This is a genomic window from bacterium (assembly GCA_035281585.1).
Lineage (GTDB): Bacteria > UBA10199 > UBA10199 > DSSB01 > DSSB01 > DATEDP01.
This window is the reverse complement of sequence record DATEDP010000069.1, coordinates 57,104-83,934: the sequence shown is the minus strand read 5'-3', so window position 1 is coordinate 83,934 and position 26,831 is coordinate 57,104. Positions and strand designations below refer to the sequence as shown.

At 59.7% G+C, this 26,831-nt stretch carries 26 protein-coding genes and 1 tRNA gene; 14 read left to right on the top strand and 13 right to left on the bottom strand.

Annotated features, from left to right (window positions below; genetic code table 11):
- A partial coding sequence (locus VJR29_05400; GenBank protein HKY62838.1) for a hypothetical protein occupies positions 1 to 1,037 on the top strand: 1,037 nt, incomplete at its 5' end.
- Positions 1,038 to 1,046: 9 nt separating this feature from the next.
- Positions 1,047 to 1,817: a hypothetical protein gene (locus VJR29_05395; protein HKY62837.1), complete on the top strand. Its 771-nt coding sequence runs from the start codon at positions 1,047 to 1,049 to the stop codon at positions 1,815 to 1,817.
- 55 nt (positions 1,818 to 1,872) lie between these two features.
- Here VJR29_05395 and VJR29_05390 read toward each other — a convergent pair.
- Together VJR29_05390 and VJR29_05385 are read right to left on the bottom strand one after the other, a co-directional pair.
- Positions 1,873 to 1,946: transfer RNA gene (locus VJR29_05390), tRNA-Pro, on the bottom strand.
- A 41-nt stretch (positions 1,947 to 1,987) separates the two neighbouring features.
- Positions 1,988 to 2,503, bottom strand: a complete 516-nt coding sequence (locus tag VJR29_05385) for an NYN domain-containing protein (GenBank protein ID HKY62836.1) — start codon at positions 2,501 to 2,503, stop codon at positions 1,988 to 1,990.
- 341 nt (positions 2,504 to 2,844) lie between these two features.
- On the opposite strand from VJR29_05385, the gene amt reads away from it, so the two are divergent.
- The 11 genes from amt to hpnH all read left to right on the top strand — a co-directional run bounded on the left by amt (position 2,845) and on the right by hpnH (position 14,192).
- Complete coding sequence (gene amt / locus VJR29_05380) at positions 2,845 to 4,134, top strand: ammonium transporter (protein HKY62835.1); 1,290 nt, start codon at positions 2,845 to 2,847, stop codon at positions 4,132 to 4,134.
- 141 nt (positions 4,135 to 4,275) lie between these two features.
- Entirely contained in the window at positions 4,276 to 5,781 is a 1,506-nt protein-coding gene (locus VJR29_05375) for an ammonium transporter (GenBank protein ID HKY62834.1), read from the top strand.
- A 34-nt stretch (positions 5,782 to 5,815) separates the two neighbouring features.
- The gene (locus VJR29_05370; protein ID HKY62833.1) at positions 5,816 to 6,154 is read left to right on the top strand and encodes a P-II family nitrogen regulator; all 339 of its coding nucleotides are present in this window, start codon (positions 5,816 to 5,818) and stop codon (positions 6,152 to 6,154) included.
- 153 nt (positions 6,155 to 6,307) lie between these two features.
- Positions 6,308 to 7,720 carry a type I glutamate--ammonia ligase gene (gene glnA, locus VJR29_05365; GenBank protein ID HKY62832.1) on the top strand — a complete coding sequence of 471 codons (1,413 nt, stop codon included), beginning with the start codon at positions 6,308 to 6,310 and terminating at the stop codon, positions 7,718 to 7,720.
- A 191-nt stretch (positions 7,721 to 7,911) separates the two neighbouring features.
- Positions 7,912 to 8,505: a TetR/AcrR family transcriptional regulator gene (locus VJR29_05360; protein ID HKY62831.1), complete on the top strand. Its 594-nt coding sequence runs from the start codon at positions 7,912 to 7,914 to the stop codon at positions 8,503 to 8,505.
- A gap of 28 nt (positions 8,506 to 8,533) precedes the next feature.
- Complete coding sequence (locus VJR29_05355; protein ID HKY62830.1) at positions 8,534 to 9,532, top strand: alpha/beta fold hydrolase; 999 nt, start codon at positions 8,534 to 8,536, stop codon at positions 9,530 to 9,532.
- Between the two features lie 56 nt (positions 9,533 to 9,588).
- On the top strand, positions 9,589 to 10,950 hold the full coding sequence (gene radA, locus VJR29_05350; GenBank protein HKY62829.1) for a DNA repair protein RadA: 1,362 nt from the start codon (positions 9,589 to 9,591) through the stop codon (positions 10,948 to 10,950).
- Positions 10,951 to 11,101: 151 nt separating this feature from the next.
- Positions 11,102 to 11,533: a hypothetical protein gene (locus tag VJR29_05345; GenBank protein HKY62828.1), complete on the top strand. Its 432-nt coding sequence runs from the start codon at positions 11,102 to 11,104 to the stop codon at positions 11,531 to 11,533.
- Positions 11,534 to 11,662: 129 nt separating this feature from the next.
- Positions 11,663 to 11,872 (top strand): 50S ribosomal protein L31, encoded by a 210-nt coding sequence (gene rpmE / locus VJR29_05340; protein HKY62827.1) that lies wholly within the window; start codon positions 11,663 to 11,665, stop codon positions 11,870 to 11,872.
- 150 nt (positions 11,873 to 12,022) lie between these two features.
- Complete coding sequence (gene prfA, locus VJR29_05335; protein ID HKY62826.1) at positions 12,023 to 13,090, top strand: peptide chain release factor 1; 1,068 nt, start codon at positions 12,023 to 12,025, stop codon at positions 13,088 to 13,090.
- Positions 13,091 to 13,163: 73 nt separating this feature from the next.
- Positions 13,164 to 14,192 carry an adenosyl-hopene transferase HpnH gene (gene hpnH, locus VJR29_05330; protein HKY62825.1) on the top strand — a complete coding sequence of 343 codons (1,029 nt, stop codon included), beginning with the start codon at positions 13,164 to 13,166 and terminating at the stop codon, positions 14,190 to 14,192.
- Positions 14,193 to 14,468: 276 nt separating this feature from the next.
- Here hpnH and VJR29_05325 read toward each other — a convergent pair whose 3' ends face one another.
- From VJR29_05325 to VJR29_05310, 4 genes are all read right to left on the bottom strand, one after another.
- On the bottom strand, positions 14,469 to 16,241 hold the full coding sequence (locus VJR29_05325; protein ID HKY62824.1) for a PAS domain-containing protein: 1,773 nt from the start codon (positions 16,239 to 16,241) through the stop codon (positions 14,469 to 14,471).
- Between the two features lie 133 nt (positions 16,242 to 16,374).
- On the bottom strand, positions 16,375 to 17,415 hold the full coding sequence (locus VJR29_05320) for a hypothetical protein (GenBank protein HKY62823.1): 1,041 nt from the start codon (positions 17,413 to 17,415) through the stop codon (positions 16,375 to 16,377).
- Positions 17,416 to 17,528: 113 nt separating this feature from the next.
- On the bottom strand, positions 17,529 to 18,440 hold the full coding sequence (rnz, locus tag VJR29_05315; GenBank protein ID HKY62822.1) for a ribonuclease Z: 912 nt from the start codon (positions 18,438 to 18,440) through the stop codon (positions 17,529 to 17,531).
- Positions 18,441 to 19,046: a hypothetical protein gene (locus VJR29_05310; protein ID HKY62821.1), complete on the bottom strand. Its 606-nt coding sequence runs from the start codon at positions 19,044 to 19,046 to the stop codon at positions 18,441 to 18,443. It abuts the gene before it with no gap.
- An 84-nt stretch (positions 19,047 to 19,130) separates the two neighbouring features.
- Here VJR29_05310 and VJR29_05305 point away from each other — a divergent pair, with 84 nt between their 5' ends.
- Entirely contained in the window at positions 19,131 to 19,514 is a 384-nt protein-coding gene (locus tag VJR29_05305; GenBank protein HKY62820.1) for a hypothetical protein, read from the top strand.
- Here the strand turns inward: VJR29_05305 and mgtE are convergent.
- The 7 genes from mgtE to prmC form a co-directional block, all read right to left on the bottom strand.
- Entirely contained in the window at positions 19,502 to 20,872 is a 1,371-nt protein-coding gene (gene mgtE / locus VJR29_05300) for a magnesium transporter (protein ID HKY62819.1), read from the bottom strand. The genes VJR29_05305 and mgtE overlap by 13 nt on opposite strands.
- A gap of 47 nt (positions 20,873 to 20,919) precedes the next feature.
- On the bottom strand, positions 20,920 to 21,645 hold the full coding sequence (locus VJR29_05295) for a hypothetical protein (protein HKY62818.1): 726 nt from the start codon (positions 21,643 to 21,645) through the stop codon (positions 20,920 to 20,922).
- Positions 21,646 to 21,890: 245 nt separating this feature from the next.
- Entirely contained in the window at positions 21,891 to 22,160 is a 270-nt protein-coding gene (locus VJR29_05290) for a hypothetical protein (GenBank protein HKY62817.1), read from the bottom strand.
- A 78-nt stretch (positions 22,161 to 22,238) separates the two neighbouring features.
- Positions 22,239 to 23,525 carry a histidinol dehydrogenase gene (hisD, locus tag VJR29_05285; protein HKY62816.1) on the bottom strand — a complete coding sequence of 429 codons (1,287 nt, stop codon included), beginning with the start codon at positions 23,523 to 23,525 and terminating at the stop codon, positions 22,239 to 22,241.
- A gap of 194 nt (positions 23,526 to 23,719) precedes the next feature.
- Entirely contained in the window at positions 23,720 to 24,979 is a 1,260-nt protein-coding gene (murA, locus tag VJR29_05280; protein HKY62815.1) for a UDP-N-acetylglucosamine 1-carboxyvinyltransferase, read from the bottom strand.
- 93 nt (positions 24,980 to 25,072) lie between these two features.
- A complete protein-coding gene (locus tag VJR29_05275; GenBank protein HKY62814.1) occupies positions 25,073 to 25,861 on the bottom strand; it encodes a class I SAM-dependent methyltransferase in 789 nt (262 codons plus the stop codon).
- An 81-nt stretch (positions 25,862 to 25,942) separates the two neighbouring features.
- The gene (prmC, locus tag VJR29_05270; GenBank protein ID HKY62813.1) at positions 25,943 to 26,830 is read right to left on the bottom strand and encodes a peptide chain release factor N(5)-glutamine methyltransferase; all 888 of its coding nucleotides are present in this window, start codon (positions 26,828 to 26,830) and stop codon (positions 25,943 to 25,945) included.
- Between the last annotated feature and the right edge of the window lies 1 nt (position 26,831).

The following is a 26,831-nucleotide window of genomic DNA, read 5'->3' as shown; positions in this document are numbered from 1 at the left end:
AAAGTCGTCTTCAAAGCGCCGTAAATACCTTGAGTCATTTTTACCCTCACCTTGAGTTAAATATTGAGCCCCAGCGGATCGACGTTAAACGCCACCTTCCAGTATGGCTCAAAGATGCTGTGGAAGTTTACAAAGTTGCGACACAGCGAGAGCCCAATGAGGAGCTTATTTATTTAATTGACACGCGGCGAGATCTAGAATTTCAACATCTACAAAGACTCTACAAACAATTGTCAGCGGTTTTCCAAGCACCCATACTTTTTATTGTCGATCAAATACCCCATAGGTACCGCCCGCTTTTTGTTAGGCTTCGTATTCCCTACATATACAAAAATGAAGCTATCTTTGCGCCCGAGCTAGGCCTGAAGTTTCGAAAACTCGATAAATTGAATTCCCCCGCAAAATTAAACATCGAAGAGAAAGAAAGGCTACTTGCTCCTATCGGCTTAAAACTGCTTGCGGGTATTTTAACAAAACAAATTTCGGAAAACTTTACGCTTAAAAGCCTTCACAAAAAAATCCAGCAAGAGGGGATCAAGGTTTCTCTTTCAAAACTTAGCATAGCCTTGAATCAGCTTACGGCCGGTAATTTTTTATATGTTCAAGGACGAGGTCCAAATAAAGAATATGTTAGTAAGGACATCAAAAAAACTTGGAGTCACTTGTCAACTATGCCCCTTAAACCATTTTTTCGGGAAATAAGAATAAATCATACACAATCGAGCAAGCATAGATTTTGTCTCGCGGGAGAGAGCGCGTTAGCCAACTACTCAAACCTTGCATCTCCTAGGGAAATTACCTTGGCGATGACAGCTGCCACTTATCGAAAAATTTTCAAGCCCGCGCTGTCTGCCTCGCCTAATAATTTAGATACTAGCTTGTTCATTCAAATTTGGAAGGAGGAGCCTAAGCTTTTTTCAATTAATGAAAAACTCAATCCGGTTGAGCTTTTTTTCTCAATGCGACAATCCGCTGACGAGCGGATACAGCAATCACTCACTGAAATGCTTAATTCTTATGGCCTGGTCTATAACTAGAGATAAGTTATGGCGAGAATTCACGGCTTCGATCATTTTTGCGAACATCTTAAAGGCCTAGAGGAATTTTACTGTATTATTGGCGGAGGCGCAGCTGCCATTCTATTTGAAGAAAACGGGCTGGAATTTCGAGCCACTAAAGATGTCGATTTTTTAGTGTTGTCTATATCTGAAGAGTTAAATCGCCGTGTTTTGCAATACATAAAAGAAGGTGGTTATGAAACGCGAGAAGCAACTAAAGCAGAGCCGAAATATTATCGATTTCTGCACCCGGCTGATGAGAGTTGCCCTAAAATAATCGAAATTTTCGCGCGCAACCAACTTGAGCTCGAACTCACGGCGGATCAAAAAATTATTCCAATCAATGATAGTTATGGAGAGCGGCTTTCCGCCATTTTGCTGGATGAGGAATATTTTGCATTAATACAGAAAAATATTATCAGATTGGAATCCGGGATTCCTATTATCAATGCAGCTGTGAATATATGTCTTAAGGCCGGCGCTTACCGAGATTTACTAGCTAGAAAGCAGGCTGGCGAACCTAATATTGATGACAAGGACATCCAAAAACATCTGAAAGACATTTGGCGTCTAGCAGTCATGTTAAAGGGTGATGAAACTATAGTTATTCATGGCAAGCCCCAACAAGCTATTCACTCGGTTATATTGGAATTAGATGATTTGCCCGAAGAACGGTTCGGACAGGTGATGAAAGATTATGGCGTCAAAAAAGATGCGCTCATGGATGTGTTGAAGCAGGTTTTTCTGGTGCAGTACTAGAAGGTCGTTGGATAAGAAAAACGCCCCCGAAGGGGCGATCTCCTTAAAACAAATGTCGGGGCGACTGGATTTGAACCAGCGACACCTAGCTCCCGAAGCTAGTACTCTACCAGGCTGAGCTACGCCCCGATGGGTAGGGCCTTCGCTTAGCGCGAAGGCGAATCCATTTTCTACTGGTATTTCTTCAAGAGAGCCAAGGCTTTTTTCTTTTCCTTCGGCGGCCGGAAAGCCTGGCCCCTGCCGGGCCGGCGGGCGGCCCGCTCCTCGGCCTCGTCCTCGAAAGCCGGGCCCTCCAGGATCTTGGCGACCTCGCGCTCGAATTCCTGCGATTTCAGGATCGAAGCCCCGGCCTTGACCGCGGCTTCCTGGATCATCCGGTCGGAGCTGATCACCACCGCCGCGTCCCGCATCTCCCGGGCCAGCGCGATAATCTCCTCATCGGCCGTGTAGCCGCCGCGCGAGGCCCAGACCGTCAATCCGTGGATCCGCTCTTTTTGCATCTGGCTGTGCAGGCCGGAGTAGGCGTCGAAAACCACCCAGACTTTTTCGCCGGTTCGCTGGCCGAATCGGCCCAGCCAACGCAGGGCGGCGGCCCGGCCCTGATCGCCGTCGCGGATTTCCAGCTCCGAAAAGCGGGGGCTTTGCCGAATAAAGTTATAGCCGTCGACGATCCAAGTTTTGGACATAAATAGCCAAAATGCTGGGCAAGATTGCTTAAATATTAAGCAATTGAATAAAAATAAAGCAATATTAGCCCTTCCTGTCCCCTCGATTTCATAAACATCTGCCCGTTATTTCAAGGATTTTTTCATTCAGCCCGCTGGCACAGCACTTGCTCAAGGTAGGGCCAGCCCATACAGCCTAATTCCGCCTTTTCGGGGAGCTCATGGCTTTTACTGTTTTAGAACAGAGAAGGAGACGACGCATGCTGCGAAGAAAAAATCTAGTGCTACTGCTGATGTTATTGGTCGGGTTGTCACCCGGCCTGGCTTTTGGCCAAGACCCGAGCACCGGTGACATCAAGGTGATGCTCGATACGGTTTGGGTCATGGTGGCCGGCTTCTTGGTCTTCTGGATGAATGCCGGTTTCGCCTTGGTCGAATCGGGACTCGCCCAATCCAAGAACTGCGTCAACATCCTGGCCAAGAACTTCATCGTCTTCGCCATCTCTTCGCTGGCCTATTACGTCATTGGCTGGGGTCTGATGTTCGGCGACGGAACGCCCTACCTTGGGACCCAAGGCCTGTGGCTCTTGGGCGGAGCCGACAATTCACCGGCCACCGGCGACGCCTACCAAGGCGTCTACTCGGCGATCAACTGGACCGGCGTCCCGCTCATGGCCAAGTTCTTCTTCCAGCTGGTCTTCGCCGGAACCGCCGCCACCATCGTCTCGGGAGCGGTCGCCGAGCGCGTCAAATTTCTCTCGTTCATTCTGTTCAGCTTCATCCTGGTCGCGTTTCTCTATCCCATTACCGGTCACTGGATCTGGGGCGGCGGCTGGCTCGCCAAGATGGGCTTCTGGGATTTCGCCGGATCGACCACGGTCCACTCGGTGGGCGGTTGGGCCGCTTTGGCCGGCGTCATCGCCCTCGGGCCGCGGCTCGGCAAATTCGTCGGCGGCAAGATTCATCCGATTCCCGGCCACAACATGACCAGCGCCACCCTCGGCGCCCTCATCCTCTGGCTGGGATGGTTCGGGTTCAACCCCGGATCGACGATGGCCGCCGCGGCCGGCGACATCGCTCGAATCGCCGTCATCACCAACTTTGGCGCGGCGGCCGGCTTGATCTCTTCGACCATCATCGCCTGGGTCGTGCTCGGTAAGCCCGATCTATCGATGATTATCAACGGCTGCCTGGCCGGTTTGGTGGCGGTGACGGCGCCCTGCGCCTATATCAGCGCCGGATCCTCGATCCTGATCGGAGCCATTGGCGGCGTTCTCGTCGTCTTCGCCGTCATTTTCTTCGACAAGATGAAGCTGGACGATCCGGTCGGCGCCCTCTCAGTCCACCTGGTCAACGGCGTTTGGGGAACGATCGCGGTCGGTCTCTTCGCCCAGGATCAATTTACTCCCAATACCACCGGCAACGGGCTCTTCTTCGGCGGCGGCGCCAATCTGCTGGTTACCCAGCTCATTGGCATCGCTGCGGTCGGCGCCTTCACCTTGGTCGCTTCGCTGGTCGTTTGGTACTTGATCAAGGCCATCTTCGGCGTCCGGGTGTCGGAGGAAGAAGAACGCGATGGACTGGATCACGGCGAGCATGGCAACAACGCTTACCCCGATTTCGTGAGCGCCGGAGCCGTCCTGAAGATGTAAGGCTTGGAGGCCGGGACCTCGGGGGTCCCGGCCTTTTCTTGAAACGTGCATTGGCTTGATTGCTTTTCATTCGAGACGGAGTAGTGACCCGGCTCGATTCAAATCCAGAACGTGTGCATCCAAATCCATAAGGAGAGGAACATGAAAATGCGTCTCAAACCCAAAATCGTCGGGGCCCTGATGTCCTTGCTGGTCCTGACAGCCGGAGCGGCCTACGGCCAGACCGAAGCTCCTCCCGCGGAAGCCCCGGCTGCGGCACCCGCGGCAGCAGCCACCGGGTCCGCCAAAAGCGAGCCCAGCCTCGAGCAGCGGATCGCCGACCTCGAAGCTTACGTCAACAACGGCGGCCGGGGATCCGATGCCGCCGACAGCACCGTCACCTCCAAGGTCGGCGGGGCTGGGCCCGGCCACAATGCCTGGATGATGACGTCGGCCGCTTTGGTCCTCTTCATGACCTTGCCGGGCTTGGCTCTCTTCTACGGCGGCTTGGTCCGCAAGAAGAACGTCCTCTCCGTTCTGGCCCAGTGTTTGGGAATCACCGGACTCGTCACCATCCTCTGGTGGGCGGTGGGCTACAGCCTGGTCTTCTCGACCGGCGGACCGATCATCGGCGGTCTCGACTTCGCCTTCCTTAAGGGAATCGATTCCAATCCCAACACCAGCTATTCCTATTGGGTTTCGCAGAACATCTTCTGCATGTACCAGATGATGTTCGCCATCATCACTCCGGCCCTTATCGTCGGCGCCATCGCCGAGCGGATGAAGTTCTCCGCGGTCCTGATGTTCGTGGCCCTGTGGATGTTCGTGATCTACTTCCCGCTGGCCCACATGGTGTGGGGGGCGGACGGTCTCATGAACGGCGTCTGGAACGCCGGCGCCGGGATCAAGGCCATCGACTTCGCCGGCGGAACCGTGGTTCACATGTCCTCCGGCTGGTCGGCGCTGCTGCTTTGCATCATCCTCGGCAAGCGGATCGGCTTCGGCAAAGAGCACATGCCGCCGCACAGCATGGTGCTCTGCATGGTCGGGACCGGCATGCTTTGGGTCGGTTGGTACGGCTTCAACGCCGGTTCGGCGGTCGCCGCCGATGGCGTGGCCGCCAACGCTTTCATGACCACGACGGTCGCGGCCGCGGTCGCCACCTTCGCCTGGGGACTGGCCGAATGGGTCACCCGGGGCAAGCCCAGCATCCTCGGCTTCTGCTCGGGCGCGGTCGCGGGCCTAGTCGTCATCACCCCCGGCGCCGGCTTCGTCGACGTCGGTTCGGCCGTCATCATCGGCATCTTCGCCGGCATCGTGCCCTTCCTCGCCGTCACCAAGCTGAAGCACTGGCTGGGCTACGACGACGCGCTGGACACCTTCGGGGTTCACGCGATCGGTGGAACCATGGGCGCCTTGCTCACCGGCATCTTCGCGACGGCCGACGTCAACGCCAACCTCAACACCAATTTGGCCGATGTCCTCGCCAAGGGTTCGCTCTGGATCGAGCAGCTCAAGGCGATGGGTCTCACCATCGTCATGTCGCTCCTCGGGACCTTGGTCATTGCCTATCTGCTCAAGTTCACCCTGGGACTCCGGCCGACGCCGGAAGTCGAAGTCCAAGGCCTCGACCTGAACGAACATGGCGAAGAGGGATACATCTACTAGATTTGAAGGGTTAAACACCCGGAAAGGACGAAATATGAAAAAAGTGGAAGCCATCATCAAGCCCTTCAAGCTCGACGAAGTCAAAGAGGCCCTCCAGGACGTGGGAGTTCAAGGACTCACCGTCTCCGAGGTCAAAGGCTTCGGCCGCCAGAAGGGCCATACCGAGCTCTACCGCGGCGCCGAGTACGTCGTCGACTTCCTCCCCAAGATCAAATTGGAGGTGGTGGTCGGAGACGCCGATGCCGCCAAGGTGGTCGAAACCATCCAAAATGCCGCCAAGACCGGCAGGATCGGCGACGGCAAGATCTTCCTCACCCAAGTGGACGAGGTGATCCGAATCCGCACCGGCGAAACCGGCCAAAACGCCATCTAGCAAGGCCCGGCTTGGCCGCGCCGCGCAGCAAATTCGCGGAATTTGCGTAGTCTAAAGCCCATTGAATATCTTGACAGCTATCGGGGTGCGCAGTAGCCCACCCCGATAGCCTTTCCAGGTTCATTATTTTTCTAAAGGAGAATCCCCATGGGAATGAGTCCCAAAGACGTAGTCGATCTCGCCAAGAAAAACGGCGCGGTCATGGTCGACCTTAAGTTCATCGATTACCCGGGCGTGTGGCAGCACCTCACGATCCCGATCAGCGAATTCGACGAAGGCTTTTTCGAGCGCGGTCAGGGCTTCGACGGATCCTCGATCCGCGGCTGGCAACCGATCCACGCCTCCGACATGCTGCTCATCGCCGATCCGACCTCCGCGGTGATGGACCCGATCATGGCCCATCCGACCTTGAGCCTGATTTGCAACATCTACGATCCGATCACCCGCGAGCCCTACACCCGCGATCCGCGCTACATCGCCCAAAAGGCCGAGGCTTTCCTCAAGTCCTCGGGCGTCGGCGAGATCGCCTATTTCGGACCCGAAGCCGAATTCTTCATCTTCGACGACGTCCGCTTCAGCCAGACCTCCAACGAGGCCTACTACTCGGTCGACTCGGTCGAAGGCATCTGGAACACCGGCCGCGACGAAGGTCCCAACCTGGGCTACAAGCCGCGCCACAAGGAAGGTTACTTCCCGGCTCCGCCGACCGACAGCTTGATGGACCTTCGCACCGAGATCTGCCTGACTTTGGAAAAGGTCGGCATCCGGGTCGAGGCCCAGCACCATGAAGTCGCCACCGGCGGCCAATGCGAGATCGACATGCGCTTCGACAGCCTCACCAAGATGGCCGACAAGCTCATGTGGTTCAAATACATCATCAAGAACGTCGCGGTGAAGCACGGCCGCACCGTCACCTTCATGCCGAAGCCGCTCTTCGGCGACAACGGCTCCGGCATGCACTGCCACCAGTCGATCTGGAAAGGGGACAACAACCTCTTCGCCGGCGACAAGTATGGCGGTCTCTCCGAGCTGGGCCTCAACTACGTCGGCGGCATCCTGAAGCACGCCCCGGCGACCTGCGCCTTCACCAACCCGACCACCAACAGCTACCGCCGTCTGGTGCCGGGCTTCGAAGCGCCGGTCAACCTGGCCTACTCCAGCCGCAACCGCTCGGCCGCGATCCGCATCCCGATGCTCTCGACCTCGCCGAAGGCCAAGCGCATCGAGTTCCGCACTCCCGATCCGTCCTGCAACGCCTACCTGGCCTTCGCCGCCATGCTGATGGCCGGCTTGGACGGCGTGGAGAAGAAGCTCGATCCGGGTCAACCGCTCAACAAGAACATCTACGCCTTGACCCCCGAAGAGCTGAAGGACATCCCCAGCGTTCCGGGCTCGCTCGAGGAATCGATCAACAACCTGAAGAAGGACCATGCCTTCCTCAAGAAAGGCGACGTCTTCACCCAAGACGCCCTCGACATGTGGATCGAGTACAAGACCGACAACGAGATCAACCCGGTCAAGCTGCGGCCGGTGCCTTACGAGTTCGCGCTGTACTACGACATCTAGTCGCGCGGCTTATCTCCTTTCGAAACCCCGTCCGGGCTCCGGGCGGGGTTTTTTCTTTGGGGCGGCGGCCTTAAATCCCCTTGCCATACGGTCACCCCCCTTTGAAAAAGGGGGGAGGGGGGATTTTACCGCCTTGGCAAAGTCCGCCAAAGCCCCTTGCCAAAAAAGAACGATCGTTCTAATCTCAGCCCATGAGCAAGGGACAAGCGACAAGACAAAGCATCCTGGAGCACGCAACCAGCCTGGCCAGCCGGATCGGGCTGGAGGCTCTCAGCATCGGCAAATTGGCCGAGGCCTTGAACCTCTCCAAGAGCGGCCTCTTCGCCCATTTCCGCTCCAAGGAGGCCCTGCAGATCCAAGTGATGGAGCATGCCGCCGAGCGCTTCGTCGAGACGGTGATCAAGCCGGCTTTGAAGGCGCCGCGGGGGATTCCCCGGATCCAGGCCATCTTCGAGCGCTGGCGGAAGTGGCCGGAGGCCAACAGCATGGACGGCGGCTGCCTCTTCGTGGCCGCTGCCACCGAGCTCGACGACCGCCCGGGCCCGGCCCGGGATTACCTGGTTCAGCAGCAAAAGGATTGGCAGGAAACCCTGGCGACGATCGCCCGAACCGCCATTTCCGAAGGTCATTTCAGCGACGACGTCGATCCCGAGCAATTCGCCTTCGAGCTCTACGGGATTATGCTCGCCTATCATTTCAGCAGCCGGCTGGGGATCGATCCCGCAGCCGACCAAAAGGCCGAGCGGGCCTTCAAGGCCCTGCTTGCCAAATCGCAAATTCACTGAGGAAGGTAGGAAGTCAAAGGAGGCCTTTATGCGCTCAAAAAATAGCACGAACGTTCGATTGACGAATGCCTTTTACAAGGCCGGTTTTCGGGTCTTTGGAACTTTGCTGCCGCCGCTGGCGGCGGCTCGGGCCGAAAAAATATTCCGCACTCCTCCCTTCCATCCGGTCTCGGAAGAGGAAAGCCGGGTCTTGGCCCGGGCCAAGAAATTCCGGATTCCCACTCAAGATGAGGTCTTGGCGGTCTACCTTTGGGGCCAGGGCCATGGGCCGATCGTCCTGCTGGTCCACGGCTGGGGCGGCAGCGCCGGTCAGTTTCATCCCTTGATCGATCCCTTGCTGGAGGCCGGTTTTTCGGTGCTGGCCTTCGATGCTCCGGCCCATGGCGAGTCCACCGGCGAGCTCAGCTCCTTGGTTCAGTTCGCCGAAGCGGTGAAGAAAGTGGCGGCTTGGGCCGGCTCGATCCACGGCATCCTCACCCACTCGATGGGCGGAGCCGCGGCCTCGATGGCCTTGGCCGACGGCCTCGCAGTGGAGCGGGCGGTCTTCATCGCCCCGCCGGCCGACGCCAAGGTCTGGTTCGATCAATTCTCGGAGCGGCTCGGCTTCTCCAAGGAATTGGAGGAGCGGACTCGTCAGCGGATGGAGGCGAAGCTCCATTTCGATTTCTCGCAGCTCAACGCCGACGCCATCGGGCCGCGGATCGCGGCGCCGATCCTGATCGTCCACGACCGTGAGGATAAAGAAGTCTCTTGGCATGACGCCCTGCGTGTCGCCAAGGCCTCGCCCCATGTCCAGCTGATCAGCACTCAGGGCTTGGGCCATCGCCGCATCCTCAAAAGCTCGGCGGTGATTCGGGCGGCGCTGGAGTTCCTCCAGGGCAAGGACGAGATCGAGGCCCTCTCAGCCCACCCGCTGAGCTGCGAAGGCTGCGGGACCGCGCTGAAAGAAGAGGACGGCCGTTACTGCGAGGAGTGCGAGCTCGACTTCGAGCTGGCCCATCCGGCCGCCCGGTGGGCCCATTCCTGAAAGGCGGGGCCGAAGCCCCTTGCTACTATCCGGCGGCCACCGTATAGAAATGGCCCATGGCCAAGCTCGCGACGCTTTTCGAATGCCAGCAATGCGGCTACCAGTCGCCGAAGTGGCTCGGCCGCTGCTCCGATTGCGGCGCTTGGAATTCTTTCGTCGAAGGAGTCGCCAGCGCGTCAAAGCCCGCGTCAAATTCCGGCGCCCAGTTTTATTCGCTGCAATCCAAGCTGGCTCCGCTCGAGGAGATCGGCACCCAGGCTCCGCCCCGGATCCTCACTCGCTTGAGCGAGCTCGACCGCCTCCTCGGCGGCGGCGTGGTGCCGGGCTCGGTGATCCTGCTGGGCGGCGATCCCGGCATCGGCAAATCGACCTTGGTCTTGCAAATTCTCTCCCAGCTCAGTCAGGGCGGCGCCAAAGCTGCTTACTTGAGCGGCGAGGAATCGGCCGACCAGATCAAGCTGAGGGCCGACCGTCTCGGCGTGAAGTCCAAAAATCTCTACGTGATGACCGAGAACGACCTTTCCCGGGCTCTGCCCCAGATCGAGGCCTTGAAGCCCGAGCTCTTGGTCGTCGACTCGATCCAGACCGTCTACTTGCCGGAGCTGGGCTCGGCGCCGGGCTCGGTGACTCAGGTCCGGGAATGTGCCGGCAAGCTGCTTTACCTCGCTAAATCCAAGGGCCTGCCGGTCCTGCTGGTCGGCCACGTCACCAAGGAGGGCTCGCTGGCCGGCCCCAAGATCTTGGAGCACATGGTCGACACGGTCCTCTACTTCGAGGGCGAGCGGGGCCAGGCTTACCGGCTGCTGCGCACTTTCAAGAACCGCTTCGGCTCGGTGAGCGAGCTGGCCGTCTACGAGATGCGCTCCCAGGGCCTGAAGGAAGTGACCAACCCCTCCGAGCTCTTCCTCTCGGAAAATCCGGAATTGGCGCCGGGCTCGGTGGTGGTAAGCAGCCTCCAAGGGACCCGACCGCTCTTGGCCGAGCTCCAGGCCCTGGTGACGCCGACCTCGCTGGGCATGCCGCGGCGGGTGACGGTGGGGGTCGATGCCCAAAGGGTGGCTCTCTTGGTCGCGGTCTTGGAAAAGATCGTCGGCCTTCATCTCGGCGGTCAGGACATCTTCCTCAACGTGGTCGGCGGGCTCGACGTCGACGAGCCGGGCGTGGATTTGGGCGTTTTGCTGGCGGTGGCCTCGAGCTTTCAGGGCCGGGCCCTGGCCGAGCGGACCTTGGTCCTGGGCGAGGTCGGCTTGAACGGCGAAGTCCGGGCGGTGACCGGCGAGACCCTGCGCTTGGAAGAGGCGAGCCGGCTCGGCTTCAAGCGGGTGATTTTGCCGAAGAAGGGCAGCAAAGAAAAGGTCCCGGCCGGCCTCGAGCTGGTCCGGGTCGCCAACGTCGGGGCGGCTTTGGATTTGTTTTGATTCGTCATTCTGAGTGGGGGCCCCGGTTGAGCGCCGCAGGTTCAAGTGAAACCGGGGGAAGAATCTGCGGCCGCCTTGGCCGGTTTGAGATTCCTCGGCCCCTTCGGGTCCTCAGAATGACATTCCCTTTAAGATTGGTTAGGATAAGCAAATGGGACTGGGCGATTTGTTTAGGCGCCTGAGCAAGGGTGCGGGAAGCGAGCCAAAGGCCCCCGCCGGCACCGGTCGGCCCGGGCGCACCAAGGGCGGAAAGGTCCTGCCGCCGATCCCCACCTATCTCAAGAAGGATAAATTCCTGCGCGACGCCGAAGCCGCGGCCGCGGCGGTCCTGCCGCCGGAGGAGGTCGACAACGAGGTCGCCGAAACCAGCTCCTTCAAGAAGCCGGGCGCTTGGCTGAAAAGCCGGCTCGGCGGGGTCAGCGACTCTAAGGCCCCGAAAAATATAGAAAAAACAACGAAAGCCCTGCGCCGGACCGGCAATTTCAACGATGAGGAAATCGCCACCTTCCTTTCCGGCCTGCTCGATGTCGCCGGGGTGGAGGAGGAAAACCCTAGCCCGGGTCCGCCGCCCAGCGGCAGCTAGGCCGGCGGCCGAGAATCGCCTTGCCACGGCGAATCAGCTTCTGTTAAGCCCGACTGCAAGGCTGGACTTGCTCCAGCCGCGCAGCAAAGTCGTAGACTTTGCGAAGTATAATAGTTTTTTGGAGTATTTATGAAAGAAGGCATCCACCCTGAATACAAAGCCGTGAAGATTGCCTGCAGCTGCGGACACATCATCGACACCATGTCGACCAGCGACAACATCACCGTCGAAATCTGCTCGAGCTGCCATCCCTTCTTCACCGGCAAGCAGAAGATCGTCGATACCGCCCGCCGGATCGACCGCTTCAAGAAGAAGTACGAAAACTTCCAGAAGCAATAGCGGCCTTGTGCTAAATTTTTTTGACCCATCTCGGCATTCCGGGGTGGGTTTTTTTCTGTCATTCCGAGGACCCGAAGGGGCCGAGGAATCCACTACGAGACTCCGCAGCGGATTCCTCGCTTCGCTCGGAATGACAAGGCAGTGTTAAGAATGTTTGGTCAACTCGAAGAAGTCGTGAATCGCTACCATGAGCTGGCGAGGCAGCTCGGCGATCCCAATGTGACCTCGGACAGCAAGCGCTTCCAGCAGATCGCCAAGGAGCATGCGGGGCTGCGCGAGCTGGTCGAGACCTACGAGACTTACCGCAAGACCCAGAACGATCTTCAAGGCAACAAGGAGCTCTTGAACGAATCCGACGAGGACCTCCGCCAGATGGCCAAGGAGGAGATCCCGCGGCTCGAGAAGGAAGTCGCCGAGTTGGAGGACAAGCTCAAGATCCTGCTCCTGCCCAAGGATCCCAACGACGAAAAGAACATCTTCCTCGAGATGCGGGCCGGCACCGGCGGCGACGAGGCCGCGCTCTTCGTGGCCGACCTCTTCCGGATGTACAGCCGCTACGCCGAAACCCGCGGCTGGAAGGTCGAGATCATGGACAGCAATTCCACCGGGATCGGCGGCTACAAGGAAATGATCGCCCAGATCTCGGGCGAGATGGTCTACAGCGATTTGAAATACGAAGGCGGGGTCCATCGGGTGCAACGGGTGCCCAAGACCGAGACCCAAGGCCGGATCCACACTTCCACCGTCACGGTGGCGGTCCTGCCCGAGGCCGACGACGTCGAGATCAAGATCCAGGAGAAGGACCTCAAGATCGACGTGATGCGGGCCAGCGGCCCCGGCGGCCAGAGCGTCAACACCACCGACTCGGCGGTGCGCCTCACCTATATCCCGACCGGTGAGGTCGTGATCTGCCGCGACGAGAAGAGCCAGCATAAGAACCGGGCCAAGGCTCTCAAGATCCTTCAGGCCCGGCTGCTCGAAGCCGAGCGGGCCAAACAGGATGCCGAGATCTCGAGCCAAAGAAAGAGCATGGTCGGCTCGGGCGAGCGCAGCGAAAAAATTCGGACCTATAATTTCCCGCAGAACCGTTTGACCGATCACCGGATCGGCCTCACCGTCCACAACCTCGACATGGTGATGGAAGGGCAGATCGGGCCCATCGTCGAAGCGCTCCGCGCCCACTACCAGGCGGAGGCGCTGAAGGGAACCGCTTCCTAGGTCCGTGGGGGAAAATCGGTTGTTTTTCGCGGCCGAAACCCCTATAGGCCCTTCATTCATCACCGGAGTTTTTATGGCAGTCCCAGGTCACCAGGCTTTCGCGATCGGAAAATACCTCTTCAAGCAGCGGCTCAAAGGGAAGAAACGCTATCCCTTGAACCTCATGCTCGAGCCGCTCTTCCGCTGCAACTTGGCTTGCCCCGGCTGCGGCAAGATTCAATTTCCCGACGAGATTTTGAAGAAGAACCTTTCGGTCGAGCAGGCCCTCAACGCGGCCGAGGAATGCGGCGCCCCGATGGTGACCATCCCCGGCGGCGAGCCGCTGATCCATCCCCAGATCGACCAGATCGTCGACGGCCTGCTCAAGCAGAAGCGCTACGTCATCCTCTGCACCAACGCTCTCTTGCTGGAGCGTCATCTGCATAAATTCAAGCCCGACAAGCGCTTCACCTTCAGCGTTCACATGGACGGCTACCGCGAGCACCACGACCATTGCGTCGACCGCGAGGGGACTTACGACATCGCGGTCAAGGCCATCCAAGCCGCGATTGCCAAGGGTTTCCGCGTCATCACCAACACCACGGTCTTCGAGGGCCACTCGATCGACACCCTGATCAAGCTCTTCGATCACATGATGGAATTGGGGGTGGAGGGGCTCACGATCTCGCCGGGCTTCAGCTACGAGAAGGCGCCGGACCAGGAGCATTTCCTCTCCAAGCGCCGGACTCAGGCCTTCTTCAAGGAGCTGCTCGACTACAAGCGCGAGCATAAGAAAAAGTGGGATTTCAACAATAGCCCCTTCTTCATGGAATTCCTCGAAGGCAAGCGCGACTACGAATGCACGCCCTGGGGCATGCCGACCTACAACGTCTTCGGTTGGCAGAAGCCCTGTTATCTCCTGACCAACGAGGGCTACGCCAAAACTTTCCGCGAATATATGGAAGAGACCGACTGGTCGGCCTATGGGACCAAGAGCGGCAACTCCAAATGCACCGATTGCGCCACTCACTGCGGCTATGAGCCGACGGCAGTGAGCGATGGAATGTCCAGCCTCGGTAAAATGCTCGAAATCGGGCGAGCGACAATCGCCAGCAGCCGATAATTTCTTCAAAAATTTTCCGCCCTAATTCTGGGGGTTTAGCCAGGGAAATGCACTAAGCAAGGCCCATGCCCTTGCCTGTCCGACCAATTATTCTGTACAACATCTGTAGACAAGGCGAACAAGGTTATCGGGTAAGGTAGATTTTACCTCCTTGGGCAGAGGTCCTGGCCAGGCCAGGCTTGGCCAGGATCTCAATTTTAGGAATTTTGGTATCCCCTCCACTGTCATTAAGGGCGGGTAGTTCGTAAGGGCTCCCGCCCTTGATGCATTCGGCTCCTAATCGTCGGAGCCTTTCTTGCCGGAAGGATCTTCGATGGCTTCGCCCCGCAGGGCCCGCGAAACGCGGTCGGCCAGTCCGCCGGGCCGTGGAGCCGAGGGGGCGGTGGGGCGAATGGCGGTCACGAGCGGCTCGGGCCGCGCCGGCGCGACCGAGATGTTTCGGGGCGCCACGCCGGAAGTCGGGGTCGGGGTAGGCTCGGCCCCGGGCATCTCGGTGAAAATGCCGATGCCCAAAGTTTCGCCGTTGAAGTCGTGCTTGATGCCGGCGCCGATCACCGTGTGAAGAGTGCCGTCGGCCGCCCGCCACGGGATCGGTGAGGGTTGGAATTCACCCGATCCCAATCCCATCATGCTGATCCGCGACATGATGAAGCGGACGCTGTTGTCGCCGAACAATTCCATCATCGGTCTTCCGACGATCTCGGCCCGGGTATAGCCGAATCTTTCGAGGAAGGCCCGGTTGCAAGTGACCCCGATCGCGACCTGCTTGAGATTGGCCCGGAGGACGCTGGATAGAAAATTCATCCGGGCCACGATGATCGGATGGCTCTGTTGCTCCATCCAGTTTTCGAGGATCCGCATCACTTGGGCCGACTGGGCGTTCTTGGGAATCGCCAGCTGGCGAGCCTCGCGGATGATCCGCAGGCCGGTGTCGGGGTACTTATTTCCGCCCAAGGGGGCATCATCGGACATCGACATCCGGACCGGTTCGATTCGGGCCGGCCCTTCGTAAGCCCGTGGTCCGGGGAAACGCGCGCTGGGCAGGGCCTCGGGGCCCATCGCCAGGGCCGGCGTCAGCAGAGGAGGAAGCCCCAAATCGAAGCCTGAACCGGGCCGGGAATTTTGCGAGACCTGGGCGCGTTGTGCGGCCAGCTGAGACTCCCAGGCGGCGAAGCGCGGGCCCAAGGCGCGTTGTGCGACCGAGCCCATGATGTTGAAATGCAGCCAACGGCTCAAGGCGCCGGCCAAATCCATGCTCTCTTGAGTCAAGCCGGCCCGCTGCTCGAGGCCATGGGCCAGGTAGATGCCGCCCAAGAGGCCGGCTTGGTGAGCCAGGCTTTGGCCGTAGACCGAGCGGAGACCGCTGGCCCGATAGAGGCCTTGGCTCAAAGCTCCGGTGCCGCGCAGGCTGCCCATCAGAAGGAAGGCCGAAGCGAGCTCATCCGACAAGTTTCCGGTGGGGAGGCCGGCCGCGGCCCGCAGCCCATGGTGGCTCAGGGCGAAGGTCGGGGCCTCCAGCAAGAGTCCGGCTGTGCCGGCGGCCAAGCGGCTTCCGGCGCCGCCGAGCCAAGCCCGCGCTGCCGGGTTGGCGGTCAGCCGGCTCAAGGCCGCCAACTGGGTGACCCGAAAAGCGGCAATGCCGGCGCCCATTGCGGCCATCGAGAGCAGGCCCGACTCCGAGGAAAGCTCCTGTGAAAGCCGGCGGGTGAAAATTTCGGCGCGGGCGCCGAGCCCGCCGTTGCCGGCATAGGCTGCCAGCTGCTCACGGGCCCGGGGGGCGGCGCTGCCACCTTGCTCGGCCACCGCTTGAAAGGTGGCCTGGGCCAAGGCTTCGCGGCCGTGGCCTTCTTGGCGGCGGGCGAAAGAATACAGGGCTTCGGAGAAAAGCTCGGGATCGCGCTCGCCGGCGAAGGACCTCAGCTCGGCGACGAGCGAGGCATTGCCGCCGTGCAAATCTTGACGAGCCAATAGCGAGTCGATGATTGGATTCGAGGGTTGGGAAAGGACGTTGTCACGTCCGGGTAATAGAGCGCCTACAGTAAACGACACATTGACCGCCTCCGTACGGTGGCTCCTTACCCTTAGCCAGGAAAAATCGGTTTGCCCCCCTTCTCGACGCTCCTGGCTTTAAGTTGCGAAATTCCTCTTTTTTAGGAAAAAGTCAATGTTTCAGAAAACAGGACTAGCGGGTTTCAAGGACCTTGACCCGGACGCTCCGCCCATCCCCCAGCGATTGGGGGTTGGAGTAGCGGGGGCTGGTCTCATGCCAGCGGGCCAAGCCGTAGATGGCGTGGTGCAGGCCTTTGAGCCAGGCCTGCAGGCCCTCCCGGTCCGAGGCCTTGGCCAAGAGGGCCAGCTCGGTCCGTTCCATTTCGACGACTCGGGCATTGTGCATCGCGACCGCCCAGTGGAAGGCGTCCTCCTCCGGCACCTTGAACTCGGCTGCCAGGCAGGAAACGATGTTGCTCCAGCGAATGCTCCGGTCCTTGTTGAAACTGTACACATCGTTGAAGATGGCGACGATCTCGGCGGTCAGGCGCCAGATGGTTCTCATCTCGGTGCTTTCGTACAGAGTTTGGGGAAGCTCCCAATCGATGGCGTATTCGACGAAGTCGATGAGCGGGATCATCCCGATGCCGATGGTCCGGCAGCGCAGGTGCTCGGCGGCCTTGGGATAGGAGCCCTCTTCCCGGAGCCGGCTGGCGGCGAGGAATTCCTCGGCCACCGAGGCCTGCCATTCGCCGTAGAGTCGGGCATGGCGTTCCATCCAGACCGGGCTCATGACCTGGCCATAGCTTTGGCCCAATTCCCACCAGCCCCGATAGTGGGGGCTGCTCCGGCGCAGCGCGGGGGTTTGGCCGCCGACCGCGGCTTGGATCTCCCGGCTCAGGCCATCGTCCTGTTCCTCGATGGCATCGTCGTAGAAGATCCAAAGGCTCAAAAATCGCATGACGATCTCGAGCCGTTCCTCGGAGCACTCGGAAAAAGGCCAACCGGCATAGGTGGAGGCCTTCATCTTCCGCAGCTTTTCTTCCTGCTCCTCGTTATGGACGACGCCGATCTCGCGCAGCCAAGCCGAGGTTCGATCCTCTAGTTTTTGGGAGGCCGGATGAGGCAGGGTTTTCCATGAAGCTGGAAAAACCAAGGAAACGTGAATTTCGGATGTGGCTGGTTTGAGGCGCAGCGGGCGCAGCGCCGAAGCGTGAAGGTTCAACCCTTCCATGAGACCCCTCCCTGTATGTCTCCCGGAACCCTGAGTACACTAAAGTGTACTAATAGAAATGCTACGCATTCGATGCTGATTTGGCGACAAAAAAATGTACTGATTAAAGCGGGCTAGGAAATTTTGAGGTCTAGCGACCACAAATCTTCGGCGACATGCGAGTTTTGGAAGGTTGACTGGGCCTCTTCCAAGAGGAGTTCAGACCTCAGGTAGCGCGAACTGAGGTGAGTGAGCACCAGTTTTTTGGCGCCGGCTTCTTGGGCCATACGAGCGGCGTCGGCAGCGGTGGAGTGTCCCCACCTCGTCGCCTCGGATTGGAGGTCTTGACCGAAGGTCGCTTCATGGACCAGACAGTCGACTCCTTGAGCCAGTTCGAGCACCGTCTCGCAAGGCTGAGTATCCAAGCAATAGGCGAATTGACGACCGGGGCGGCGAGGCCCCACCACTTCCTCCGGTTGAATCCTCCGCCCGTCGGGGAGCTGAATGCTTCGACCTTGCACCAAGTCGCCGCGGAGGGGTCCGGCCGGGATGCCCAAGGCTTCGGCCTTGACCTCATCGAAGTGACCGGGGCGGGGTTTTTCCGAAAAGCGAAAACCCCAACAGGGGATGACATGCTTGAGGGGGGCCGTGAAGATTTCATAGTCGGAGGTTTCGAGGATGCGGCCGGCGCTTTCGATCTCGGTCAGCTCGACCGGGAACCGGAGCCAGAGACTTTGGTTCTCCTGGAGGGTCTGAAGATAGGCCTTGAGGCCGACCGGCCCGAAGAGCTTCAGGGGGTCTTCCCGTTCGGCCAAGCTCATCGTTCCAAGTAGGCCGGGAAGTCCGTACAGATGGTCGCCATGGAGGTGGCCGATGAAGATCGTGCTCAGTCGTCCCCAATGGAGGGGGGAGCGCATCAACTGGAGCTGGGTTCCTTCGCCGCAGTCGAAAAGCAGGACCTCGCCCTCATACTCCAAGGCGGTCGCGGAGGCGAAGCGCTGCAAGGTCGGCCGTCCGGCGCCGGTGCCAAGGGTCAGGATCCGCATCTAGCCGACCACCCATTGTTGGAGAAAATCTTCGACGATGGGCCGGGCTCCGCTGAGTAGGGATTGGCCGTCGCCGACCAAAAGAGTGTCAAAATCGAGCCCCCGGAGAACTAAAAGTCCCATTTTGAAACGTTTTGGGTCGCGGAACTTCTCATCGGGCAAAAGGCTGAGGCTGCCGGGCGGCTTGCCGATCAAGGCGTCGCCCACGATCAGCACCCCGTTTTTCTTCCAGAAGAAGGCGCACTCGCCCGGCGTCTTGGCGTCGGGAATGCGGACCACCTCGAGCTCGTCTTCGAGCAGCTCACCGTCGGAAAAGGTCCCGTCCACCGGGATTTCCATCAAGGGCGCATCGTCTTCGTGAATATAAAGGGGACAATGGAAGTGAGCTCGGAGGACGGCGGAGTTCCGGGTGTGATGTTTATTGCTCAAATAGATACGATGAGGCCGGCCCATAGCCTGAATCTCCTGCCGGTCTTCCTCGGAGAGCGCGGGCGGATCGATCAAGACCGCCTTCCTTCCGGTGTGGAGATAGACCCCGTTGAAATCGAGCTGCTTCTCCTCGTTGAATTGGCTCCAAGTGTAGAGCCCCTCGCGGATTTTTTTCATAGTCTCCTCGTTCAGGCGCCATTCTCGCTGAAACATTTGGCGAGGTCCAGTTTAGGGAGTAAAAGAGCCGCTTGAGAGGTATTCATGAACACCAACCTTCCTCCCAATCTCAAAATAATTTCCCTGGCCCTCTTGGCGAGCACGGTTTTGTACATTGTCATTGCCTTCGTCCTGGCCTCGGCCCAGGGCTGGGCTTGGACTTGGGCCCTGTTCAATCCAACGCTACTCATCGTGCTTGGGGTGCTGGCTTTCGCTCTGGCCGGGGCTTCGCTGCTCTTAGCCAAGCTGCCGCTGCTGCCGCGCTTGGCATTGGCCGAAGCGGTGGCCATCCTGGGGCTGGTGGCGGCCTTCCTGACCCGTTCCCCGCTTTGGGTCCTGCCCTTCGTCGGCTTGAGCCTCCTGCTGCAGGTTTTTTTGAGTCCATTCCTGGTCCGGTCCGAGACGTCGGTCGGTTCTCACATCAGATAGCGGATAAAAAGCGTTGCCAGACCGAGGAAGCAAAAGAAGCCAGTCACATCGGTAAAGGTAGTGACGATGACGCCCGAGGCCAGGGCCGGGTCGACCTTGGCCCATTTGAGCAGCAGCGGGATGGAGGTTCCGGCCAGGGCGGCCATGAACATATTCGAGATCATCGCCAGGCCCAGTACCAATCCGAGCATCGGATTGCCCTGATAGAGATAAGCCAGGGTGGCCATGAGGGCTCCCAGGATGATTCCATTGCAGATCCCGGCCACCAGCTCCTTCAACAAAACCCTTTTGGCATTGGAGAAAGTCAGCTCGCCCAAGGCCAGACCCCGGGTGATGACGGTGAGCGACTGGGTGCCGGCATTGCCGCCCATCCCGGCGACGATCGGCATGAAGACGGCCAAGGCCACCACCTTTTGAATCGTTCCCTGGAAGAGGCCGACCACGGTGGCGGCGACGATGGCGGTGATGGCGTTGAAGCTGAGCCAAGGCAGGCGGAGCCGAATCGAGCGCCAGGGCGAATCGTTGACGTGCTCCTCCTTGTCGACGCCGGCCAGCCGGTAAATGTCCTCGCTGGCCTCCTCTTGGATGACGTCGACGATGTCGTCGACCAGGATCCGGCCGAGCAGCTTGCCCTGCTGGTCGACGACCGGCAGGCTGATGAAGTCATATTTGCGAAACAGCTCAGCGACCTGCTCCTGGTCCATGTCGACCATGGCGGTGATCACGTCCTTGACCATGACCTCGGAGACTTTTTGCTCGGGTCGGCCCAAAATCAGGGCCCGCAGCGGGACGATCCCGATCAGGAGATCATGCTCGTTGACCACGTAGACGTTGATGATGTCGTCGAACTTGCCGGTCTTCTCCCGGATCAGCCGGACGGTTTCCCCCAGGTTGTCCCCGGCCTGGACTTTGACCAGCTCGGTCTGCATCAGACCGCCGGCCGAGTCCGGCGGATAGCTCAAGAGCTGGCGGACCGGCTCGGCCTCGTCGGGCGGCAGGGCGTCGAGGATCTCCTCGGCCTCCTCCTTGGGCAGCTCCTCGAGGATGTCGGTCATGTCGTCGCTGTCCATGTGGAGGACGATCTTGGTGAGGGTCTCCTCGGGGATGGACTCGATGACCTCGGGCTTGTGATATTCCTCGACCAGCGAGAGGACCTCGGCGGCCAGCTCTTCGGAAAGCAGGCCCATGATCCGGGTCCGGTCCTCTTCCTTGAGCCGCTCGACGATGTCGGCGATGTCGGCCGGATGGAGCTCGACCAGGACTTGGCGAACCTCCTCGTCGGTCGATTGGTGAAGGAAGTCTTCGAACTCGGAGAATTCCTTCTCGATCAGAGTCAGAAAAAAAGAACGGGGGATCATCGGCTCGAGAAATAGTCAAAGGCTGGGGCAATGACAACCGAATAGCATCAAGCCAGCAGCGCCAGCGCGTGATAGGCATGGAGCAGGGGAAAGGGATAGGCGCGCCTTTGCTCTTCGCTCAGGATCGCCTCGATTCGGGGGTCGAAGAAGAGCTGCATCAATTCGGCCAAGGTTTGAGCGGCCTTGCTCAGCTCCGAGCTTTCGGAACCAGTCCAGCGGTCGCGGAGCGCGCCTTGGGGATGGAAGCAAAGCTCGAGGAGATGCCCCAAAACCAGCAGCTGGCTGAGGGCGATCTCCAAGACTCGGTCGCGATAGTCTCGGCTCGGCCAATCGGGATTGCTCAGTAGGATTTGGCTGTCGGCCAGCGATTGCCGCAGCCGCTGGCCGACATGGGCTTTCAGCTCCGAGAAATAGCCGGGGAAGAGCCCTCCCTGCCTCCGGCAGAGCTTATTCATCGCCTCCAGAAAGTGAAGGCCGGTTTCGGTGAAGGGCGTTCGTCCGGGCTGCCAGAGCTCTCGGCTTTCGAAATCCTGGAAATAGACGGCCCAATGTTGGCGGGCGACCTCGGCAAGCGGAGTCGCTTGACCCTGCCAGCGCCCGGCTTCATCCAGGTAGGTGGAAAGGAACTGCAGGGTCCAGCTCGGCTCGGGCGCCGGGCTCCGGTCGCCCCAGTCCTCCACCGGGCTTTCCAGGATGGGTTTGACGAAATCCGAGGATTGGAAGGACCGAGAGCCGCTCTCCCAAACGCCCGGCGAATTCGCCGAAAGAGCCAAGGCGCAGAGAAACTTGTGGCGATGGGCCTCCGGCGTCTCGGGGCTGGCCGGAAAGCGGGGCCGGCCTTGAGCGTCGAAGCGGACATAGGCCAGCAGCGGCTCGGCCCATTCGGGGCGGTAACCGAAGGCGTTGATCTGATGGAGGCGGAGTGAATGGTAAATCGGTGCCGGCAGCTCCGAATGGCTTTGGTCGCCATCCCGGAAGGCGGCTTCGACTTGGGCGGTGATGGAAGGTTTTACGGGGATCAGGGGTGCTGGCGCCGAATGGCATCGCGCATTTCCCGAGGATCGGTCACGCGATGCATCTGGATGTAGCAGCCGACCGGGACCCGTTGTTGGCTGCTGCGTTCGATCAGCTCCTGGATTTGGACTTCGCGAAGCTCGACCGTCCGATATTGGTCGGTTTGAGCCGGAGCCTGAGGTGCCGGCGCGGCCTCGGAGTTGGAGCTAAAATATTCGACGGCCGACTGATAAAGCTCGGAGAGATAATTGCTGATATTGCTGAGGAAATCCATGGCCACCCTCCCTGAGAATAGGTTGACGCCCCAAGGGATTATCGTGGGCCCCGGTGAAAGGTTTCTATTTTAGCGGGCTTATTTTTTCATCCGGAGCTTGATGCTCTGGGCGTGGCCGGTGAGGCCCTCCATCTCGGCCAAGCGGACAATGGCCTCGCCGTATTTGTTGAGGGCCTTGGCGTCGAAGCTGATCACGCTGCTGGTCTTGAGAAAGTCGTAAACTCCGAGCGGCGAGCTGAAACGGGCGCTGCCGGCGGTGGGCAGGACGTGGCTGGGACCGGCCAGGTAGTCGCCGCAGGCCTCGGGCGTGTGGTAGCCGAGGAAGACGGCACCGGCGTTCTTGACCTGGGGCAGGGCGGCCTTGGGTTCCTTGATCGCCAGCTGGAGATGCTCGGGCGCGATTTCGTTGGCTAGGTCGGTGGCCTCGCTCAAATTCTTGGCGACGATGATGAAGGCTTTGTTCTTGATCGAAGCCTCGGCGATCTTGCGCCGGTCCAGCGAGCGGAGCTGGCGCCGGATCTCGCCTTCGACCCGGTGGGCGTAGTTCGAGTTGAAGGTGATGAGGATGGCGGAGGCGTGCTCGTCATGCTCGGCTTGGCTCAGGAGGTCGGCCGCGATCCAGGCGGGCTCGGCATCTTCGTCGGCGATGATCAGGACCTCGGAAGGTCCGGCGATCATGTCGATGTCGACCAAGCCGTAAACCTGACGCTTGGCCTGGGCGACGTAAGCGTTGCCCGGACCGACGATCTTATCCACCCTCTTGATGAAGCCGGTGCCGTAGGCCATGGCGCCGATGGCTTGGGCCCCCCCCACCTTAAAAACCGTATCGACTCCGGCCAGATCGGCCGCGACCAGGACCGAAGGGGCGCAATTGCCGTCGACGAAAGGGGTGGTCATAATGACGGTTTCGACCCCGGCGACCTTGGCTGGGATGGCGTTCATCAGGACCGAGCTGGGATAGGCGGCCTTGCCGCCGGGGACATAGACACCAACCCGCTGCAGGGGCAGAACCCGTTGCCCGGCCGTGATGCCCTCGCTAGTCGATTCAAAAGGGGCATACTTTTGCTTTTCATGAAACGTTTTGATGCGTTGGGCGGCTAATTCCAGGGCTTCGAGGTCGGGTTTGGCCACGGCCTTATAGGCCTTTTTGATGTCGGTCTTGGGGACGGCGAACTTGGCCGGGTCGACGTCGAAGCGATCGAACTTTTGGGTGTATTTCTGGACCGCTTTGTCCCCTCGAAGCTTGATCTCCTCGAGGATGGAATCGACCTCGCGCTCGACCTCGCGGCTCAGCTCTTCGCCCCTTTTCAGGATCTTTTCGAACTCATAGCGGAAATTGCGGTCGGAGGAACGAAGCGTCTTCATAATCAGCCGGTGAAATATAGCGAGCGAGGGCCCAATCGGAAAGACAAATTAGGGGATTTCTTGCTCTTTCTTAACCCCCCTTTGAAAAAGGGGGGGCAGGGGGGATTTAAAGCGCTGATTTATAAACTTAAGCTTGGTTTTTTGCCCAATCCGTCAAATCTCCCCAATCCCCCCTTTTTCAAAGGGGGGTTGCATTAATACTTAATCTTGACCCGCTTGACATGGGCCCCTAGCTTTCGGAATTTCTTTTCGATTTTTTCGTAGCCGCGGTCGATGTGGTAGACCCGGGAGATCTCGGTGATGCCCTCGGCGGCCAGGCCGGCAATGACCAGGGAGGCGCTGGCCCGAAGGTCGGTGGCCATGATCGGAGCCCCTGAAAGGTTCTTGACCCCCCGAATCACGGCCGAATTACCCTCCAGCTTGATCTCGGCTCCCATCCGGACCAGCTCCCCGACGTGCATGAAGCGGTTTTCGAAGATGTTTTCCCGGATCACGCTGGAGCCTTCCGAGATAGTCATCAGGGCCATCATCTGGGCCTGGAGGTCGGTGGCGAAACCGGGATAGGGGGCGGTCGAGATGTCGACCGGCTTCAATTTCTTGGGGGCGGTGATCTGCAGGCCTTCGCGCCGAGTCTCAACCTTGGCGCCGACCTCCTGGAGCTTGAGGACGAGGGCATCGACCAAGGCCGTATCGATGCCTTGAATCAGGATCTGGCTCCCCGGCAGGCAGCCGGCGATGAGGAAGGTCCCGGCCTCGATGCGGTCGGGCATCACCTCGTATTCTCCGCCCTGCAGCTGCTCGACGCCTTCGATCTTGATCGTGGAGCTGCCGGCACCCTCGACCCGGGCGCCCATCGCATTGAGAAAATTGGCCAAATCAACGACCTCGGGCTCGCGGGCCGAATTTTCCAGGACGCTGGTGCCTTCGGCCAGGGCCGCGGCCATCATTAAATTTTCGGTGCCGGTCACGGTGACGGTGTCGAAGTGGATGGTGGCGCCGTGGAGCCGCTTGGCTTCGGCCTCGACGTAACCGTGCTCGACCTTGATCTTGGCGCCCATCGCCTCCAAGCCCTTCAAGTGCAGGCCGATGGGGCGAGCCCCGATGGCGCAGCCGCCGGGCAGGCTGACCTTGGCCCGGCCCAAGCGGGCCACCAGCGGGCCGAGCACCAGGACCGAGGCACGCATCGTCTTGACCAGCTCGTAGGCCGCGACGTGGTTGCTGTAGCCGTTGGCGTGAATCTTGGCCTTCGATCCCCAAAATTGAAACTTGAGGCCGAGGTCCTTGAGCAAGCGGCCCATGGTCTTGATGTCGGCCAAGTCCGGCAGGTTGCGGATCTCGCTCTTGCCCTTGGTGAGGAGAGTCGCGGCCAGGATCGGCAGGGCGGCGTTCTTCGATCCCGAGACCTTGATCTTGCCGCGGAGCGGGCGTTTGCCTTCGATGACGATCTTATCCATATTAGATCGTCATCCTGAGGAGCGAAGCGACGAAGGATCTGCGGCCACCTTGGTGGGTATGAGATCCTTCGCTGGCGCTCAGGATGACAAGTTTCACGATGTCTTCTCTCCCAATACAATCGCCGCTTCGAAATGATCTTCCAGCGGAAAGAGGGTCTTGCCGAATTCGCGGTAAAGCGGCAGCCGCTCCTGGCTCATGTGCTTGAGGAAGACCGGATCGGCCAGCCAGCCCGAATGCATGGCAAAATGGTAAAAGTGGTCGAAGTCCTGGAAGACCAATTTCTTGCGGAAAAGCTTCTTGGCGACCACCCGGAGGCCGACTTTTTCCATGTCGTGCTCGACCTCTTGGAGGTCCTCGGGGATCAAGAATTGGGCCTTGATCTCCTCGGCCGGCAGGAATTGCTTGGCCACGTCGTGGAGGGCTTCAAAGCAAGCATGAGTGCTGCTGGCCACCGAAAAGAGCCCGCGGGGTTTGAGGCAGCGCTGGGCCTCGGCGAAAACCGTCGGCCGGTCGACGTAATTGAGAACGAAGTGAATGGTGATCAGATCCATCGCGGCGGCCGCGATGTGGCGGCCGAAGTGGTTGGCGTCCTCGTGGATGATGTCGACCTTGTGGCCGGTGGCCGCGAATTTCTTCTTCGCCACTTCCATCATCTTTTGGGAGAGCTCGACGCCGTGACAGTTGGCCTCGGGGAAGAGGCTTTGGAGCTTGAGCAGCCATTCGCCGGTGCCCATCCCGAGGTCGAGGATCTCGAGGCTGCCTTGGCGCCCTTGGGACCGGATTTGTTCCCAGGCTTCGATCCGGGCATCGCCGTAGATTTGAAAAAGGTCCTCGTCGAAATGGTCGGCGACGAGTTGGTCGTAGATAGCGGCAATGTCCATTTAAAACCTATGCTAATTAGCCCCGACTCCCCCTGCGGCGGCTTGGCCCGACCACCGGTGGTTTTTCAACAGCCTGTTAGCTCAAGCAGGCTGATTCGGCAAATCCCTTTGCAAGGCTAAGAAGCGGTCCCGGCCGGCTAAATCGGGTTGGATTTCGGCCCGAAGCTCGGGGCAGAGCCGGGCCGCCAAGCCCAACAGGCTCGGGCCCTGGCCGGCGCCTATCTCGAAGAGAGCCAGGCCGGGGCTTTTTAGCCGCGCGGGGATTTGAGGCAGCAGGACTTCATAGGCCTCCAAGCCGCTGGGCCCCGGCACCAAGGCGGTTTTGGGCTCGGCTTCCCGGACTTCGGGCTCCAGCCCAAGCCATTCGGCTTCGGCAACGTAAGGCGGGTTGGCGGTGATGAGGTCGAAAGGCCCCTTGGCCCAAGCCGGCCAGGGCCCGTGAAAATCCAAAAGCTGAAGCGAAAGCCTGGGGTCGACGCCCAAGGCCGCGGCGTTCGAGGCGGCCAGGGCCAAGGCTTCGGCGCTCGCATCGAAGGCGACCGCGCTTAAGCCCGGGTGGTTCTTGAGCAGGGCGATGGGGATGCAGCCGGAGCCGGTGGCGATGTCGAGGGTCCTGGGATTCTCGGTGGCCAAGCCGCGGAGGAAGCCTAAGCCGCGCTCGACCAGCTCCTCGGTTTCGGGCCGCGGGATCAGGACCGCCGGACCGACCTTGAACTTGAGCGAATAGAACTCCCTTTCGCCCAGGATGTAGGCCAGCGGCTCCCGGGCCGCCCGCCGTTGAACCAAGCTCTTGAACGCGGCCAACTCGGCCTCGTTCATCGGCCGATCGAATTGGACGTAGAGCGCCACCCGGTTCAAATCCAGCGCTCGGCCGAGCAGCAGCTCGGCGTTGAGCCGCGGGCTGTCGATTCCCCGTTTTTGGAAATACTCGGTGGCCCAGTCGAGGAGCTTCTTGAGAGTCCATTCCACC